Source organism: Dyella sp. 2YAF14, assembly GCF_052114725.1.
GTDB lineage: Bacteria > Pseudomonadota > Gammaproteobacteria > Xanthomonadales > Rhodanobacteraceae > Dyella.
Genome location: NZ_JBFRFH010000007.1, coordinates 151,308 through 169,878, shown reverse-complemented (window position 1 = coordinate 169,878; position 18,571 = coordinate 151,308). Strand labels below are relative to the sequence as shown.

Annotated in this window: 11 protein-coding genes; 2 read left to right on the top strand and 9 right to left on the bottom strand. The window is 61.7% G+C overall.

The window, feature by feature from the left end:
• Positions 1-110 precede the first annotated feature (110 nt).
• Positions 111-1,139, bottom strand: coding sequence for an alpha/beta hydrolase (locus AB4Y82_RS12890; RefSeq protein ID WP_441611360.1), 1,029 nt, complete (start codon positions 1,137-1,139; stop codon positions 111-113).
• A 310-nt stretch (positions 1,140-1,449) separates the two neighbouring features.
• Here AB4Y82_RS12890 and AB4Y82_RS12885 point away from each other — a divergent pair, with 310 nt between their 5' ends.
• Complete coding sequence (locus AB4Y82_RS12885) at positions 1,450-2,271, top strand: alpha/beta fold hydrolase (RefSeq protein ID WP_441602140.1); 822 nt, start codon at positions 1,450-1,452, stop codon at positions 2,269-2,271.
• 87 nt (positions 2,272-2,358) lie between these two features.
• Here the strand turns inward: AB4Y82_RS12885 and AB4Y82_RS12880 are convergent, their stop codons facing one another.
• The 6 genes from AB4Y82_RS12880 to AB4Y82_RS12855 form a co-directional block, all read right to left on the bottom strand.
• Positions 2,359-2,994, bottom strand: a complete 636-nt coding sequence (locus tag AB4Y82_RS12880) for a response regulator transcription factor (RefSeq protein WP_441602068.1) — start codon at positions 2,992-2,994, stop codon at positions 2,359-2,361.
• 44 nt (positions 2,995-3,038) lie between these two features.
• A complete protein-coding gene (locus AB4Y82_RS12875; protein WP_441602069.1) occupies positions 3,039-3,407 on the bottom strand; it encodes a response regulator in 369 nt (122 codons plus the stop codon).
• 97 nt (positions 3,408-3,504) lie between these two features.
• On the bottom strand, positions 3,505-5,376 hold the full coding sequence (locus tag AB4Y82_RS12870) for a PAS domain-containing sensor histidine kinase (RefSeq protein WP_441602070.1): 1,872 nt from the start codon (positions 5,374-5,376) through the stop codon (positions 3,505-3,507).
• A gap of 252 nt (positions 5,377-5,628) precedes the next feature.
• On the bottom strand, positions 5,629-6,003 hold the full coding sequence (locus AB4Y82_RS12865; RefSeq protein WP_441602071.1) for a hypothetical protein: 375 nt from the start codon (positions 6,001-6,003) through the stop codon (positions 5,629-5,631).
• A 51-nt stretch (positions 6,004-6,054) separates the two neighbouring features.
• The gene (locus tag AB4Y82_RS12860; protein ID WP_441602072.1) at positions 6,055-6,867 is read right to left on the bottom strand and encodes an SDR family NAD(P)-dependent oxidoreductase; all 813 of its coding nucleotides are present in this window, start codon (positions 6,865-6,867) and stop codon (positions 6,055-6,057) included.
• A complete protein-coding gene (locus AB4Y82_RS12855; protein ID WP_441602073.1) occupies positions 6,857-7,744 on the bottom strand; it encodes an alpha/beta fold hydrolase in 888 nt (295 codons plus the stop codon). Before AB4Y82_RS12855 ends, AB4Y82_RS12860 begins: the two co-directional genes overlap by 11 nt.
• A 144-nt stretch (positions 7,745-7,888) precedes the next feature.
• Here AB4Y82_RS12855 and AB4Y82_RS12850 point away from each other — a divergent pair, with 144 nt between their 5' ends.
• On the top strand, positions 7,889-8,521 hold the full coding sequence (locus tag AB4Y82_RS12850; RefSeq protein WP_441602074.1) for a TetR/AcrR family transcriptional regulator: 633 nt from the start codon (positions 7,889-7,891) through the stop codon (positions 8,519-8,521).
• A 104-nt stretch (positions 8,522-8,625) separates the two neighbouring features.
• Here the strand turns inward: AB4Y82_RS12850 and AB4Y82_RS12845 are convergent, their stop codons facing one another.
• The gene (locus AB4Y82_RS12845) at positions 8,626-13,338 is read right to left on the bottom strand and encodes a hypothetical protein (RefSeq protein WP_441611358.1); all 4,713 of its coding nucleotides are present in this window, start codon (positions 13,336-13,338) and stop codon (positions 8,626-8,628) included.
• Positions 13,339-13,370: 32 nt separating this feature from the next.
• The gene (locus AB4Y82_RS12840) at positions 13,371-17,723 is read right to left on the bottom strand and encodes a hypothetical protein (RefSeq protein ID WP_441602076.1); all 4,353 of its coding nucleotides are present in this window, start codon (positions 17,721-17,723) and stop codon (positions 13,371-13,373) included.
• Between the last annotated feature and the right edge of the window lie 848 nt (positions 17,724-18,571).

Genomic DNA, 18,571 nt, shown 5'->3' with positions numbered 1-18,571 from the left:
CTTCTTCTGGATGGGTTCGACCTCACGCTTGCCAAAAAAAAGCGCCCTCCAGCGTCGAATGACGGCGGAGGGCGCAGATCGTACGACGAAGTTCGTGGCTCCGCGTCCGATCAGTTCAGGTGCTCGCGGATGCCGTCAGCGATCTGGTCAAGGGCCGCTTCGGTCGTCGGCACTTTGCGCAGAGCGTTGAGCGCAACAAAGTCGTGGATCGTACCGTTGTACTGCACGGCCGCCACCGGAACACCGGCATCCGTCAGCTTGCGGGCGTAGGCCTGACCTTCGTCACGGAGCGGATCGTTTTCCGCCGTGATGACGAGTGCCGGCGGAAGACCCGTCAGCTCTTCCTTGCTCGCGCGCAGCGGCGAGACGTACGGGTTGTCACGCGTCTTGGCGTCCGGCGCATACAGATCCCAGCCGTACTTCATGAAGGCACGCGACAAGAAATAGCCATCAGCGAACTTCTTGTAGGACTCGCTATCGACACTGGCATCCGTCGCAGGCACCAGCAGCACCTGATAGGCAATCTTCGGGCCCTTGCGATCCTTGGCCATCAGGGAAATGGCTGCGGTCATGTTGCCGCCGACCGAGTTGCCGGCCACCGCGATGCGGCTGCCGTCTGCGCCGATTTCTTTGCCATGCGCCGCGACCCACACAAGAGCGGCATAGGTCTCGTCCAGCTGAGTCGGAAACTTTGCCTGCGGCAGCGGGGTGTACTCGACGAAAACGCCGACCTGGCCGGACTTGACGACGAGATCGCGCAACAAGCGCTTGTGATTGTCGAAGTTGCCGACGATCCACACGCCGCCATGGATGAAGAACAGGACGCCGGGGTTAGCTGCAGCATGATCCGGCTTCATGATGTAGATCTTCACGGATTGACCATCCTGCGTGATGGTCCGTTCCGTCGTCGTCACGCCCGACATATCGACCGGCGTCTGGTTCTGCAGGGCAGTCAGGATCTCCTGCGGCTTGGGCTGCGGAAGCTGCCAGAACGGGCTGGGGTTCTTGCTGAGTTCGGTGAGGAACGACCGGACGGTGGGATCGAGGTGCGTGTTGTTCTTGAAGTCTTCGGCGGAAACGGACTGAGACATGACGGCTGCTCCGATGATGAGGGCCAAAAGGCCGTTGATGCGCTTCATGGTGTTCTCCGTGAGCGAGTGACAGACTCGGAGAAACTCCGAGATGGGTTCGTCTTCTGCGACATCAGTCGATGCCGAGGACGAGCGCATCTAAGCAACACCATCGAGCTGACGATATTCATGCCAAGGTATGAGTCAGCCAAGAGATGCGCATATGCTGCGCCTTGAACCGCTGCTTTTAAGCACTATTCAATGCACCAAAGCGTCTGGCGTGGGCTATCTACATACCTTTGTATGAGCCTTCGCCATCTTTGCATTTCATGCTTGATGCCCAACCATCGTGGTCACCATCACCACACGAGGCATCATCATGTGCACCTTCAAGACGTCAGACGGAACCAATCTCTTTTACAAGGACTGGGGAACGGGGCCGGTCGTTGTTTTCTCCCATGGATGGCCGCTTTCTTCGGACGCGTGGGACTCGCAGATGCAGTTCCTGGCGACCCATGGCTATCGGGTGATTGCGCACGATCGTCGAGGCCACGGACGCTCCGACCAGACCTGGCAAGGCAACAACATGGACCAGTACGTGGCCGACCTGGCGGAATTACTGGATCATCTGGATGTGCGCGACGCGGTACTCATCGGCCATTCGACAGGCGGTGGTGAAGTTGCGCGCTATGTGGCAAACCAAGGCGCCGCCCGCGTCGCCAAAGCCGTACTGGTGAGCGCGGTCCCACCGATCATGGTGAAGTCTGCGAATAACCCCAATGGCACGCCGCTTGAGGTCTTTGACGGTATTCGCCAATCCGTGCTCAAGAACCGCTCCCAGTTCTACCTCGACCTGACGCTGCCTTTCTTTGGGTACAACCGCCCTCATGCAGAGGTTTCCGAAGGCGTTCGCCAGTCATTCTGGCTGCAGGGCATGATGGGCAGCATCAAGGGACAGTACGACTGCATTCGCGAGTTCTCGGAGGTCGATTACACCGACGATCTGAAGCGCATTCGGGTACCGACCCTGGTGATCCACGGCGATGACGATCAAATTGTGCCCATCGATGCCGCCGGCAAGCGCTCCGCGGAGCTGGTACCCAACGCGAGGTTGAAGATCTACGCCGGCGCACCGCACGGCTTGCCGATCACTCGCGAGGATGAGCTCAATCGCGATCTGCTGGCGTTTATTCGGGAGTGAGCAAAGGTCGACCCGCCAGCGATGACGCCGGTGGGTCGAACTCGCTTTTGGGAATTTGGTCGACCGTGAAGAGCGTGCGCCGCTTGCTCAGTCGCGTTTGTAGCGGGAGACCGGCTCGCGAATGCCAAGAGCCTCCGCCATTCGCACCAGGTTAGCCAACGATTCGGCCTGCATCTTTCGCATCAGGTTTCCCCGGTGAATCTTCACCGTGATCTCGCTCAGATTGAGGCGACCAGCGATCTGCTTGTTGAGAAGACCTGAGGTTACCAGGCCAAAAACTTCGCGCTCTCTGGCAGAGAGGCTATCGAACTTCGCGCGAACGGAAGCAAAGGCGTCGACCTCTGCTCTTCGGATCCGAGCCCGGGTAGCTGCTTCTTGCACCGCCGCGAGCAATTCATGCTCATCAAAAGGCTTGGATAGAAAGGTGACCGCGCCGGCGCGCATGGCGCGTACCGTCATCGGTATATCCCCGTGACCACTGATCAAAATAACAGGAATCGGCGTGTCACCCTCGACCAGCTCCTGCTGGAAATCCAGCCCGTTGGCGCTGCCCAGCTGAACGTCGAGCACCAGGCATACGGCCGTGTCAGCCGCATCGCACGCCAGGAATTCCTCGGGGGTCGCAAAGCCCTGGACGCTGTATCCCGCGGAACGCAGCAGGCTTTCCAACGATGACCTGACGTCTTGGTCATCATCCAGTACGCAAATCAGTGCAGTTTCCAAGGTGCGCCTCAACCTGTTTGGGTAGCCGCCGATTGAACGTGTTGCTAGTTGGCGATAAGCGACCTGACTACTTTCAAGAGCTCGTCCGGATCGGCGGGCTTTTCAAGGAATTCCGCGATGCCGAGGCTATCTGCCATGTCTCGCGCCTCGGGAGTCGCGAATGCCGTCATCATGACTACCGGCAAATGCTTTCCCTGGTCCATCAGTTCGCGTCTTAGCCCGAACCCATCAATTCCCGGCATGTGAAGATCCGTGACCAGGCACTCCAGCGTATCGATCAGCGGGAAGGCCAGAAGGGACTCTGCGCTTGAAAAGGCATACACGCCAATGCCCTCGGAGCGAAAGACAGCGACGATGCTATCCCTCACATCCTCGTCATCATCAACAACGCCGATGGTATGAACCTGGCTCAAGAACAACTCCATGCCCTGTACAGGGACTTTCGGAGCCATTCTCCATGTTTCGGATGCCGTTCTCCACCATCCGAATGTATAGGTGTTGCACCCTCGCCTATGTGTTTGCTGGAGTCGCGGGGACGGTAAAGGTTACCGTCGCGCCTGGCCCTTGATTGTTGTTCACCTGGATGTGCCCTCCTTGCGCTTCGATAATGGAGCGGCAGATGGAAAGGCCCATGCCCATGCCTTCGGCCTTGGTCGTGAAGAATGGATCGAACACCTTGCCAATGGCCTCCGGCGCAAAGCCCATACCCACATCCCGTACTTCGACGCGAAGCAGCCCTTCAGGTGCAACGCCAAGAGAGATCCGCAAATCCTTCTTCCGATCGGCGACATCTCGCATGGCGTGGAGGCCGTTGACGATAAGGTTCACGAGAACCTGTTGCACTTGAACTCGGTCACCGAAAGCAAGGGGGAGAGGGCCGTCCGACGATTGCCTGAGCTTGACGCCCTGTAACTTTGCGTCATGCCGCACGAGTCCAAGTGCGTCCTCGACGATCTCGGGGAGACTAAAGCTTGCTGCGGGAGTCAGGGTCTTCCTGGCTAGCGTCTTGACTCGCTTGATCACCTCCGCTGCCCGGTTCCCGTTGGTCACGATGCGCTGAAGACTCGAAGAAACTTCAACCAGATCGGGATCTTCCCTCGACAGCCAGCGTTCGCCCGAGCGGGCGTAGTTGAGGATCGCTGTGAGTGGTTGATTGACTTCGTGCGCGATGGATGCAGAGAGCTGCCCTAGCAGCGAGACGCGGGCGGCATGAGCCAGCTCGGCCGACGTCTGTTCGATCCGGGCACGCGATAGATTCTGTTCGGTGACGTCGAAAGCCATGACCAAGACATGTGTCCAGTCGTGTGAGTCGGGAAGAATATTGACGCGAAGGACCACGTCGACAACGTCCCCTGTCAGCGTTTTCAAGCGGACTTCGTTCTCTGCCCCGCGTTCGCCTCTAAGCAACGTTGCAAGTAGCTGTGCGATGGCGGGGAAACTATCGGGTAGATACCGGCCACACAGATTTGTACCTGAGAGTGTTTCGTTGCTGTCTGCATGGAATAGCCGTACCGCGGCGGGGTTCGCGTTGCGGATAATGGCTCCCCGGATGGCAGCTTGAGTGATTTCGGGATTGGCCAACAGCCAATCTTCCAAATGACGTACGTCGCCCGTGTATTGGTCGAGAACGCGTTTGGATTCCAACCAATTGGACTCCCAGGTAGCAAAGCCTGCAGTCTCGAATATGGTCCGATAGCGTTGTTCCGACGCACGTCGTGCTTCGTCATGCTTCAACTGCGCTGTGACATCTGCACTGGACTCAATGACGCCAACAGGCTTTCCCGCATCGTCCTTACGCTGGAGCCAGCGACTCGCGAGGGTAAGCGACGCACCATCGCGGCGCGTACGAATCAATTCACCAGTCCAGTGGCCTTCCAGATCAAAGGCGGCCTGGACTTCTTCCGAGGAGAACTGGCACTTGAGCAAGCTCTCACAGTGCTTGCCGACCGCCTCGCTCCGCATCCAACCGTACAGTTTCTCGGCGCCGTCGTTCCAATAGACGATGACGTCATTCTTGTCCCTGATGATGACCGTGTCGTGTGATAGCTCGAGAATCCTGGCCTGCTCAACCAGTGATGTGCGGGTGGCTCGGTCCCGGAGGATCAGGACTGTCGTCAAGGAGATGGCGACGATGCAAACGCCAAGGCGGATCAGCGCGCTACTGTTGAGCTTGTCACCGTGTTGCAGGACGAACGCCAGAAGCGTGAACACCACGGCGGCGGCCGCCGCCGCGATGATGGCTCGTAAGCCCAAGGGGGCAACCAGGAGAATTGCCACGATGTAGACGACAGCTATAGCGCCGTTTACCGTCGTAAATGCGTCGACCATGAAGACGGCGAGTGACAGGGCAACGGCCCCAATGACCCGCAGCTGGCTTTTCATACGAGACTCTCGAGAAAGCTGACCTGCGATAGCATAATGAATGAACAGCTCGGCGGTAGATGTTGGATCGCCGCTCCTCTGGACTCCAATCGAATGCTGTCTGCTTCGGGTCATGTCGAGTGCCTAACCGTCTACGCAAGCGGTGGGTCGTAACACGCGGTCAAGCGCGCACTGCGAATCAAGCCGGTCGATAAGTAAGCCGTACTCCTTTGTGTGTGTTTCTCCTTAAACCGATCGGGTTTGGGTGGTCAATCAAAGTTCGCGGCAGAGATAGATGGCGTAGACCAACACGATGGCCAGGTCGAAAGCGGCAATGGGTCGCATGCGGGTCACGTACGGTTTTTTCCAGCTCGCCACGATCAAGCCGATGAGCCCAGCTTTCTCGATGCCTGCAGCCAACATCAGCGGAACGCGAAGTTCCGGGTGCCACGCGGCATAGATCAGTAACGCTCCCAGGCTCGGCGCCAGCAAGCTCCAATGTCGCGTGAGCAGCCCACCGGCCCCTTCGGGTGCTTCGATTCCGAAGAGGAGTCTTGGCCCCTGTGCTGGAAGCAGAAAGACAATGATCGGCAGCAGGGTAAACGCGCCGCTGACCCATAGAATGATGCGAATGTGGTCGACGATCACGGTGATTCTCCAACAGTCACGCCCAGAGGCTTGTACGAACGGACTTGCAGATCAGGGAAAGGTGCGGCGCATGAATCGCTCAAACAGCGAGTCGGGCAGCCAGCCTTTCAGGCGAGGGATCCAGCGCGCGAGCGAGCCTACCCGGTAACGCGGCGCCGGCACTCGGGCTTGGATGGCTTGCACGACAGCGGCCGCCACATGCTCGGGCCGAGTGCGACTCGCAAGGCCGTCGCGGCGCATGCGGCTAACCAACTGGGCTCGCCTGTGAGCGAACGGATTGTCAGCCGCACTGACTTCTCGAATCGACTGCTCGAGCGAGCCAGTGGCCACCGGGCTCGGGCTGACAGTGCAGGCATAGAGGCCAAGAGGCATCAGCTCATGGCGCAGCGATTCGGTGTAGCCCTCGAGGGCAAACTTGCTGGCTGAGTAAGCCGCGTTCATCGGAAGGCCAATCTCACCTCCGATCGAGCTGATGTTGATGATGCGCCCCGAGCGGCGTTCCAGCATGTGCGGCAAGACGGCCTGGACCATGCGCACCGCGCCGAGAAAGTTCGTGTCCAGCTGATCCATGAATTCGTGCCACTGGGTCTCCAGCACGGCACCGAACAGGTCGTAGCCGGCATTGTTGATCAGCGCATCGATGTGACCCTCACGCCGCAGCAGTTCTTGCACACAAGCCTCGACCGAGGCCGCGCTGGTAATGTCCAGACTCAGCACCTCGGGGCTGCCCTGCGGCCCGCGCTCAACCGGCGCGCGCTGGGTCACGTACACGCGATGCCCCCGTCCACGGAGCTGCGAGGCGATCGCTGCACCGATGCCCCGCGTGCCGCCGGTGACCAGTACAACTTGCCGTTCATTCTTCAAGCTTCAGCTCCCTGAGCCTTAAGGGGCTCGTGAGGTTCAGCTCGTTCAAGAACGAATCGATGGCTCGCGTGGTTTCAGCGGGAGCGTCGACTACCGAGAGATGGGCCGTTGGCAGCTCGATGAAGCGGCCGCGCGTCAACTGAGCGGCCGCATGGCGAAGATCGTCCACCGGGTACATGGCATCGTGCGTTCCGGCGACGAAAAGCGTTGGCGCAGCAATGTTCTTCAGACGCGACGAGAGATCGTCTCTTTCCAGCAGTACCGAACGAACGGCCTGCGACAGCGCCCTGCCGTCGGCCCGCCGGATATGTTCGCGGAATCCTTCCATCAGGGCGGACTCGCGCTTTCGCGTCTCGGGCATAAAATAAGCATCGGCCACACCCTGTACGTATACCTTGGTAAATTTCAGCCAGCGTGCGCCCCAACTGACGAAGCTATCGCGCCAGCGCGCACGGGTCTTGAAGACAGGAGTGTTCAGCATGACGACGGCGCGAGTGCGCTCGGGATGGTTTAGCGCAAACTCACCCGCAACGAGGCCGCCCCAGGACGTGCCAATGCAAACGACAGGCTTGACGATCTGGAGTACGTCCAGCACCTGCTTCAAGGCATCCGCGCATTGCGCCATGCTGAAGCCGCCAGCCGATGGGCCGCTGGCGCCATGACCGGGGCCGTCGATGAGGATCAGTCGATGGCATTCCCGCAGGGCGGCCACCTGCGCATCGTAGATCCGGTGGTCGGCCAGAACCGACGGCCACAGGACCAGCACCTCCGAAGAGGCGCCCGCGCCGCCCGGTATGCCGGTATCGTAGACCGCTAACTGACTGAGACTGGTCGGTATCGACCAGACCTTGATTGAATGGGGTTTGGGAGGCGTCATGGGGCGACCATCGCTGGATGGGGATGGGGTTATTGCGTCAGGACGTGCTTCGAAATCGGATGGCCGCTGGCATCGAAGGATCAATGTTATGACCGTTAACTTAGACCGCAAAACTACCGATGTCAACAGCGTTAACATTCAGCCATGACTAAGCCCTCCGATCCTGCCGGAGGGCGGTATCACCACGGAGACCTGCGACGGGCCCTGCTTGAGGCCGCAGGAAAGGCGGCTGACATCGAGCACATCTCTTTACGCGAGCTCGCCTCGGGACTGGGCGTCAGTGGCGCGGCGGTGTACCGGCACTTCGCCAGCCGCGAAGCTTTGCTGGCGGAGCTTGCTGCCATCGGCATCGCCCAGCTCCAGGAGCGCTTTGCTGACGCATTCGATCTCCACACCCCGCCGGCAGATGGCCCGGAGGCGATTGCACGCCTGCACCGCTTGGGCGTGGCGTATCTGCGCTTCGCCGACGATCAGCCGGCCATGTGGCGCCTGATCTTTGGTACGTATGCGGTGCAAACCCGTGCCAACGCATTGCAAACGGGCAAACCGACCAGCTACTCGTATCTGCCGGCGGCACTGCAAGGGCTGCACGAAACCGGCGTGATGGCGCTGCCACCATCACCAGGCGATCTGTTGTTCACTTGGAGCACCGTCCATGGTGCGGCGGCGCTGAGAGTGGGCAACGTAGCTCCGGCACAGGGGGAAGTCGAACGCATAGGCGCCGAAGTTGTGCAGCGAATTTTGCGCGGAATCGGTGCATCTCCTGAGCCATCCTGAGCACGGCAGGGCGGCGGTTGCGCGCACTCATGTCAGTCTCCGATCCATGGCGGACATGACAGGATAGGGCCGTCGATTTGGCCGCCCCACAATGCATCGTAGGGTCAGGTGATGGCAGGCGCCAACGGAAACTCCCGCGCAAAGACCAGGCGCTCAACCACCTTGGGCTGATGGAACGGAAACGGCTGGACGACGACTTCCTGGTCGGACAGATGCCGTTCGTATTCGCGCAGCATCAGGCGCAGGCGTTTGCCTTGGAGGTTGGCGGGTACGCTGATACGGCCGACCCAGACGCAGGTGTCGAGTGAGACCAGTTGTGCGATCAGCTCTGGGGTGAGGTGGGTGATCTTTGCTGTTTGCGCAACGTTTGCTGTCGCCGCTTCCCGGCTAGGCGCGGGTGTCGTCGTTGCGACGTGTTGATCTTGGGCAAAGCTCGTCAGCATGGTGGCGCCGATCTGGTCGAGCAGGCCGAGCACCGCTTGTTGGGGGGTGGCGTCGGCGCTGGGGTGGGTCTGGTTGGGTACGTCGAACCAGTCGAGGTCGGTTTCGAAGGTCGTGTTCTGCCATTGCAGCACGACTTCGATGCGGTTGTGGCCGGGTCCGGGGCCAAAGTATTCACTTAGCAGGGACGACACGCCCGGATACATGGCGGCGGTGGAGCCCGCGCCTTGCGTGGGCACCGGGCCATACACCTTGAACGTATACGCATCGCGCGCTTTGGATACGTCGATGCGACGGCGCGGCAGGAGTTGCGCATAGGGCGCGACCACGACGGTCGACAAGCGTACGTCATGGTTCGCGTTGGGTTGATAGCGCACGAGGCACAGGCGAACGAAGGGCATGTAGCTGTCGCCGGCGTCGATGCGCACTTCGGCAAACCACTCGTTGCGCTCCGCATCGAAGTAGACGCGGTGCCCGGCAATCAGCATGTCTTGATTGGCTTCGGGAAGACGCTCGGTTTGCGTGTAGACGGCGTTGGGAAACGCGGCGGCGGTCAGCGTGCCGTGTGGCAACGTGGAGTCGAACAACGGGTCCTGTCCCCATTGGCTGACGAAAGCTTCGCTCGGCTCGGTCAGGTGGCACAGTTGTTGGGGATTGCTGCCCGAGATCACGACGACGCCCAATAGCTCGCCATCGCCGGAGGTGAACCAGGGGCGCTCCAGATAGATGCGCAAGGTGCCGCCGTCGCGTACCACGCGATGCACACCGCCGACCTCCGCGTCGGACCAGTGTTGCGTAGGCATGATGTAGACCAGGTGCGGCGGTTTGGGCCGGCCCGAGGCGGGGACGATGTATCCCTGCGGCGCAACGTTCGATAGGAGCAAGGGCGCGCCGCATGCCACGTCGGTCGCTTCAACGGTGTCGTCGTGATAGTTCGCAGGCAGCGCGAGCGCATCGCGCAAACAGGGCTGCCCTTGCCGCGTCACCTGTGCCGGGTCAGCCGTGATCGATGGCGGCAGGTATTCGCGAAAGCGCGTTGTCGCCAGCAGGCTGTAGCGTACGAAGCGGAACTTCTGGTCGCCGAAATCGTGGCGCACATGCGGGCGAACCGTGCCGCTGTCGGGCAAGGGTCCCAGGAGTCCGAAGTCCGACCTGGTGGGCTCGCTGGTGTCGATGCCGGGCTGCTCGATGCGCACGGGCTTGAGCCGCGCCGTGACGTGCTTGCGGTACGGCTTGCCTGCGGCCGGGTCGTCGATCCACTCCATCCAGTCGGCCATCACTTCGAGTTGACCGGTGCTGCGCGCGTGATAGCGCACGAAGGTTTCACCCTGGAAGTCGAGCCACGTGGCGCCCGTTTCGCGTTTGGTATGGATGGTGAGGAAGGTCGGCTCGCACACCGGATGCTGGGTGGCATGCACGAGGGTGAGCGTGCGATCGGGCGTCATCGTCCAGTTGGCGCCGCAGATACCGAGTATGGCCGCCCAGACACCGCCCAGCGGCGTGCTGGTCCATGCGGGCAATCCCATCTTGAGGATATGGTCCACGCGGATGCCGGTGGAGTAGCGCACGGGTGCAATCTCGCCTTTAAGCAGGAAGATCGTCAGCGTGCGTTTGGCGCTGTCCCAGGTCGGAAGGGCATGCGTGGCGTCGACGGTGTCTGTGCATGGCGCCGCGTCGATCTGTTCGGCCAGTTCGATGATGGCGATGCGGAATCCATCGATGTCAGGCCAGGTGCCTTTCAATGGCACGTAGAGCACGAGTTCCTGGGTGAGTGGAATGTAGTCGGCGTGCACGTTGTCGGCGGCGTCGATCACCACCGGCGCGACGATGCCCGGCACGCCGCGAAGTACGACGGCCGCTGCCGTGGGGTCAGGCAGGTAAGGCGTGGCCAGGCGATCTTCGGTGTGCACGACGTATTCGCCCGGCTGCAGTCGGAAGCCTTCGGGTGGTGACTGCGCCAGCGCTTGTTCTTTGGACGCGCCATCGATGGCGGGCGTGATGATCTTCACTGCTGCCCCGCCGTCATACAGGGTGCCGGCCTCGCGCTTGGCGATCAGGTCGAAGGCCTGGTGGATGGCGGCGTTCTTGCCGGGGCCGGCGGGTGCATCGAAGGCGTCGTCGAAGCAGCCGTGCTGCTCGGCCAGCGTCTGCGAGGTTTTCGGCGGCACCACGTGACGGAGATTGACATCGACGTATGCGAAACCGCTCACCAGTGGATCGTTTAGCGCATAGGGACCTTGCGCGATGTACTGGCTGGTGGACAGGCTCTGGTAGCCCGCGTCCGTCGCCACCACATCGGAGCGGATCACGGCCCGCTCCAACGACTCGCCTTCCGACACGCGGCCGTGCAGCGAGAGTACCGGCGGGTCCACGGGTTCCAGGCGGCGATAGGTGATTTCTTCGCTGGCCTGCTCCAGATCGGAAATCGACTTGTCGTCCAACTCCAGGCTGTTGCCGGCGAGGTCGACCGTGCGCGCGCGCAAGCGATAGGTATCGCCGAAGCGAAGGCGCGGCAGCGTGCCCTGTCGCGACTCCGTCACCGTCAGCACGGGCGACGCGCCGTCGGCGGCATCGGCATCGGCGTGCGCCTGCACGGTTTCTTCCTGGATCAGGCCGTGTTCGTTGATGGGCACGATGCGCTTGCCGGGACGTGGCGCGACCAGGCTCCAGCCAGCCCACTTGAACAGTGCCTCGTGCAGGTAGTGATCCTGGGTGTCCTTGTTGTTGTCCACGTCTTTCGGCGCGGCCTGGGTGGTGGTCGAAGGCCCTTGCACGCAACCTTCGTCCGGCACGTCATCGATGAGCTTCGATTGGTCCTTGGTGACCCGATACTTGGCGATGCGGGCGCACAGCGAGCGCCACTGGCCAGTGCGCTTCTCCCGCACATCCACGCGGAAGCCGCGCAGCACATCTTCGGCGTAGAGCAGCACGTTCGCGGACTGGCCGGCGTCGTCCAGTGCATCGTTCTTGAGCGAATGCGCAGCGAGGTCCGCTGCCAGGTCGGTAGCGCGGTTGTGGCGCGTCACGGTGATGCCGGCCGAGCGCAGCGCAGGCGTGGCCTCCTGGTTGTTGTTGGTGGTGTACGCGATCCCTGCCGGTTTGCCCAGAGGGTCGTCGTCGTCCGGATCAGGCGTGTTCTGCAGGTGGGTGAGCGTGCTGTTGACGAAGTTCACCGTCTTGATCGCTGAACCGTCGGCATCGACCTGGATCAGGCTGAAGGGTGACCTGCTGTCGGCGCCCTTGGCGTCATCCGAGCGCGCTACTTCCATCGCGCCGGCCAGCGCCAGGAATCCGTCCGTGACATCGGTGGTCGTGCGGCTGCGCACGATGAAGCGCCTGCCGGTCAGGTGCCAGGCCGTGCGTGGCGTGGAGTCCTCGGCGGTGCTGTGTCCACGGTGCTTGACCACCAGCTGCATGGTGCCGGCGATGCCGGCGGGGCTGGCACGCCCCTGTTCGATGAGTGGTTCCGCGCCGACCACGGTGGCATCGATGACCAGGCCGAGCGTGCGCATCAACTTCGGCGCATCACCGAACGAACCCACCACCTTGTGGAAGTCGTATTTCGGCGTGGGTATGGCTTGCCTGGTCACGGTGGGATCGGGATAAGGCACGTAGGTCGGCGGCGTCTCTTCCCGCGAATAGAACCGGTTCGCTTGGTAAAGCGCGTAAGCCGGCGTGCTCTTGCCGAACAGGTTCTTGAGGCCCGGGGGTAGATCGCCCGGTAGTGCACGCGTTGGTGTGTGCTTCTTGTTGGCGGTGAGGCGGCCGTCGATGCCGACGATCTGTTCCGGTACATATTTGCTGTGTTTGCCGAAGTATTCGCCACGCACTCGCTGGTCGATGTCGCTGTTCGCCAGCAAGTCGCCGATGCCATTGGGTCGGCGGTTGTCGTACTTGCGCCGGCCCCAGCGTTCGCCGCCGGCCGCCTGGGTGATCATCGGCTTGAACGGACTGCGGCCAATGGGGAACAGGGCGGGGCGATCCAGCCCCTGCTGTGCGGCGAGGTCGCCGTAGTGGTCCTTCAGGAAACGCACGACGTGGCGCACCGGAAAGGAATGGAGGTTGTGCTGGCTCATGTCCGTGTACACGAACGGCGCCACGCCCATGTCTGGCGTGAACAGCTTCTTCCAGCTGACGCTGTCGGCGACTTGGTCGACCTTGAGATCGAACGTCGCGCCATCTGTCTTCAGCCAAAAGCCGAGCTGTGCCAGCGTTGCGGGCCAGTCCAGGAAATCCGGATAGCCCGACAGCAGCGCCTGCGCATTGCCACTGTCCGGATCCGGGGTAAGCCTGGGTGAAAGCACGATGGACACGCGCAGGTGGCCCTGCTTGTCGAAGCCGTTGGGCAGCACGGTCCAGACCAGTTTTTCCGCCATGATCGTCTCCTTGCGAGCGTGGTTCCTTTCGCTCAGGCGAAAGCGTCGACGTAGTCGTGCCAGGGATACTTCGAGTCGTCGGTGACGGGCCCGGCTTCCGGCCCCATCAATGCGGCAAACGATGGATCGCCGTTGGAACCGGCAAAGCTGCGCTCGCAGTGGATGGCTGCGCTGACCGAGAACATGAACAGGCTCACCGCGATGGTCAGCGTGGCCTCGCCCTTGGCCTTGCCGGTGCCGCTGTCGTAGCTCAGCGCCAGGTAAAGCTCGATCGACACCGAGATGATGCCCAGCACGCTCACATTGCCGCCCAGGCGGAAGTAGCCCGCCAGCTGACAGGCATCCTTTTCCATGCGGAAGTAGATGCCGGCCATCACATGCACGCCGCCGGAAGCCACGCCGAAGTCCACCGCGATGGCGGCGCCAAACTCAAAGGCCGCCTCCATCAATTGCACGCCGTGCGGATCGATGGTGATGCCGAAGAAACCGCCACCACCGAACATCGAGACGGTGAGGCAGAACGGTTGTTCGCGTGTGCAGAAGTTGAAGCGCACCGACAACGGCTGGCCGATGAAGGGCACCGTGAAGCCAGCGCCCAGACTGAGATTGCTCAGGTTGAGCACACCGACGGCCAGGTTCGGCAGGGCCATCGAGAAGCTCGCGTCGATGCCTTTCGGTGAAATGTCCAGCGACGGCGGATCGGAAAAGCCATCCAGCGGAATCAGGTCCTTCAATGTTTCGACGAACTTCAATGGCCCGATGAAGTGGATGCCGTCGAACTTCACGTCCACGTCCATCTTGGCCGAGGAATCCGCGCGGAACTCGATCTTCTCGAACGCGAGCTTCATGAAGCCCAGCTTCTCGCCCAACAGGATCAGGTCGAAAGCGCGCAGGCCGCAGAGCACCTTCACATGCGCCTCGCCGGTGCTCTTCTTCACCTTGGCCTCGACCGCCACGATGAAGGCATCCTTGTCGCGCGGCTGGAACAGCGTACCCAGCGGGCCGTACAGCGTGTTGGACGGCTCAGGCCAGGGCTTTATGATGGGGTGCCAGTCAAAACGCACGGTGATCTCGTCGCCAAGCAGCGAGGAAAGCAACTGCGTGATGTCCGCCGCTTTATCGGTGATTGAGCGCAGCGTGATGGCGATCCTGTCGACGGTCCCGCGCACGCCGCCGGCGAAGAGGTTGATCTTGTCGAACGCCGCCTGGAAGTCCGTCAACGCGTTGCCCACGGCGTCGATGTTGTTCTTCAGATCAGTCGTGTTCGCCAGCAGGTCGGGCAATTGCTCGGGCTGAACAAGCAACTTGGACACCGCGTTGAACAGTGCCTCAGCGGGACCCACCATGGCCGGAATGCGCCTGATGTCATCGACTAGCGCCTGGATTTGCGCGACGCGAGTGCGTATCGGTACGAGCTGTTGCTGCACGACATTCTGCACGGCGGTGGAAAGTCCGCTGCCTGGCAACTGGGTGATGCGCAGGTTTACTGCCGCCAGCAAATTGCCCAGCTCGCCCTGCATGTTGTTGAGCGCGGTGGTGAGTCCGCTCGCTGGCGGCTTGAATGCATCGGCCGCCTTGATCGCGTTGATCAGGCCTTTGCCCGCGCCCGCGGCCTGATCGAGCTTGCCGGCCAGGGTGGCGGTGGTGGCATCGAGCGCCTGGATCTGCGGCTTGATCTGTTTGAAGGCCAGGTCGATGGCCTGCTCCAGCGCCGACTGCGCGGCCGATGAGGCCATGCCCTCGAGCTGACCGAGCAGGTCGTTGGTGTTGCCCAGGGCGCCGATGAAGTCTTGCAACGCGTCAGCCGCTTCGGAGACGAACTTCGGCAGCCTGTCGATGCCGTCCGTATCGATGTTCACCAGGTTGAGCAATTCGCCCAGCGGTATGCAGCCGAACAGCACGGGGTTGACGATGGCGCTGAAGGCTTGCGAGCCATCGAAGGCCCCGCTGTTGAAGGCGGCGACATCGCCCGCGAAGGGACCGGCGAGGCGTGACATGCCGGAGGGACGCAAGTTGGGTTGCACGAAACCGCCCGAACGGTCGCCCTTGCTGGTGAAGTCCAGGTCAGGGCCATTTTTGATATCGGCAAACACTTCGCCTTTGTCGAAGTCGTTTCGACGCGCGGCATACTGCTTGTTCCAGTGGAGCTCACTGCCGGTCGTGCCGCCGGTGAGGTAGGTGAGCGAGGGGATGAAGGCGGTGGCCTGCTGGATCGAGGGATAGGTCAGCGGCCCGGTACGCGTCGCCGGATCATGGCGCAGTTGACGCACCTCCATGCCGAACTCGATCTCCTCCAGTTCGCAGGACGTGTCGCCGTGCTTCTGGCTGGGCGCCATGCAGACACGTTGCCGGTGCGTAGTCGCCTTGCGCCATGGCTTATTGTCGTCGGTGTACCAGTCGGCCTGGACTTTATCGAAGTTCGTTTCTGCGTCGCTGCGATCGCCGTCGGGCGACGGATTGGCCAGTGAGTTGTCGATGAAGATGCCCGGCATCTCGAATGCGACGTGCTTGCCATCCAAGTCGGTGCCCACAAAGCGAAACCGGAACGGCGTGTCCTTATCGACGCAAGGCCAGAACATCTGCATGTCCTTGTCATCAACGTCCTTGCCGCCCGGATTCTGCAGATCAGGCGTGACATGGGTGAGGCAACGGATCTGGCTAAAGGGAAATTGGCGATGGAAATACCGCGTATAGGCGGAGTCGGCGACGCCGGGGAGGGCATCGCTCGATGGAATCGTCATCGTGGGATAGCTGTGCACCGGCTCGCGCACGATGATGAAGGTTCGCTGGCGCAGATAAGCAGGATTGCCGGGTCGGTCGTGATGGAACTTGCGCTCGCTCACTTTTACCAGCGAGACCTGATGACCAAACGGGCAGAGGTAGCCTTTGTAGACCACCTTCACGTAGTGGTCGCGCGCTTGCGTTGCCTGGTGCACCCATTCTTCCACCGACAGTCCGTGCGGCACCTTCCACGCACCGCGTGCATCCAGCCAGCCGCCAAGCGCAGACAGCATCAGCCGATGGCATTCGATGGGTTCCTGGTTGCCGTCTGAGATACGGAAGTTGCTCGACTCGTGGACGATGTTGAAGCGGTCGCGGTCGTCCAGCGTCATGCGGAACGGAACCGCGTTCGGCGCGGGCGTGGTGGTGGGTTTGGGAATGCCGGGATCAAATGTGGACGGCACCGATTGCGGCCCGAAGCGTGCCCATATGGCGCGCACTTGCGTGCCGCTGTTCGGGCCTTCCTTGAAGACGCCGGTCGTGCCGTCCAGGCAGCCCAGCCGCGTATGCCAGAGCGGCGTGCAGCCCGTCGGAGTGAAGGTCTGCGAAGTGATGGCATGCACGAAGCGGCCGGTCTCATTAGGCGAAAGAATCAGCCGATACGGCAGCTCCAGCGATGTTTGCGTGGCGGTGGGCAGGCTAGGGATGGGCGGAAGTAAATACCAGGACGGAGGTATCTTCGTGACCTCCAGACCCGCCGATCCGACCACGCCATACAGCGCCATGGCAGATGCGCTGTGCAGCGATTGATGCGCAGCGGGCCGAACCGTGCCGGCCACCGGCCTGCCTGGTTCGAGGACCTCCGTGCCAGCTTGTTCGGCGGGCACGGCGAGCTGGTCGGCACGCAGTTCGGCGCGACGCAACAGCAGATGCAGGCCTTCCGGTCCCCCGTTCTGCACAATGCGCAGGTTGCGCAGCGTCGTGGCGAGTGTGCGTGCCTGTTGACCCGGCGTGAGCGCGGCGAAAGCGGCGCGCTGGCGTTTCTGGAGCACACCGGTGAGTGGACCGACCACGATGCGCCGCGCAGGACCACGGGCCGCATTCGCGGTGATGCTCAGGGGAAGATGCAGGCAGGCTTCAAGTATGCCTTGCAAGGTGTAAGGCACCGGCAGCATGTTGGCATCGGCCAGCAGCTTGGCGTCGTAGCGGAACACGGCGCGGCTGCCGTTGGCAATGCGCGAAGGAATGGGCGGGAAACGCGGCGGCTCGCCGGCCATGTTCGCAGGAGGCGAAGTCGGCGGGCACTGGGGGTCCCTGTCCTTGATGCTGCCGGTGGGCGCCTGGTAATACACCTCTTCCGAGATCGATTGCGGCGCAAAGCGCAGCACGATGTAGCCAGTCTTGCCCTGTCTCGCCTTGAGCGTGGCCGGGCCGTGTCCATCGGGCGCGACCACGTCCAGGTTGATCAACGAGAAATTGATCGAAAGGAAGTCATCGGAGCGGATCACCGATTGCCCGATATCCACGATCGCGGCGATGCCGCCCACGATGGGTTCCACGCGCTTGAGCTGCGCGCGCTCGAAGCCGGCGACAAATCGCGGATCGTTGGCCAACTCGGCCAGGTCGCGCTGGATGGTGGCGCCGCGTCGCGTCTTGCTGGGCATGACCGTCCCTCCGTCGTGAAAGACTCCCATCGGAACGGAAGATCATTCATAGGCATCGGAGCGCACCGCAAACGTTCCCCACGCACGCCATGCGGGACGTGCATCGGTTCATGTCTGCCTAGCCGTTCGATCACGGCTTCCCAGTGTTCCCCGCCCAATCTCCCACGCCAGATGGTATGGACCGGCATTACGGCGGACCGTGGTTCAGGCAACACGAAACCGTGCCGACCAAGTCAGCAAACCAAGCCAGTCATTCCAAACGAATCCACTTCGCGACAGCCGATGTCGGCTGCGTACCCCAGCGGGACCGAAAGCGAACAGCGCCCCCGCGAACACCCCGGCGCAAGAGCCTACGGTAGCCGAGGTTAAGGTGGCGTCGAACTTTGAAGTCAGGGCTGGCGGAGACGCAAGCCCATAGCATCGCGGCAGTATCTGATGCCGAACAAACACGGACGGCTAAACGTTCGTGATTTGCATCGGCTCTTGCAAGGCAATGCTTGAGCCTCGGCAGCTCAAAAAGCGACTGGCGCCGCGTATTCGACGGTGTGGCGACGCGATGTGGCCAGCTTTGATTTATCGAAGTTGCAGCTGCATGCCTCAACGTCGGTCGCGGATTTGTCTATGCCTTTCATCCTAAGTAAAGCGCGTAGTTTCACGGATTACTCCGACGTCGCTGATATGGCAGTGTCACGTGCCCGTGGAGCGCGTACAGAAGATGACGAATGGTATTCGTGAATGTCTCCTGCCCGGCTTTCACGGTCGCCCCAAATGCGGATGCGTGAGCACTCGCGTTCCCCGTTGCCTGCTGGCACGGCACGGTGGAGCGCGCTGGATCGAGCGGCGATCTC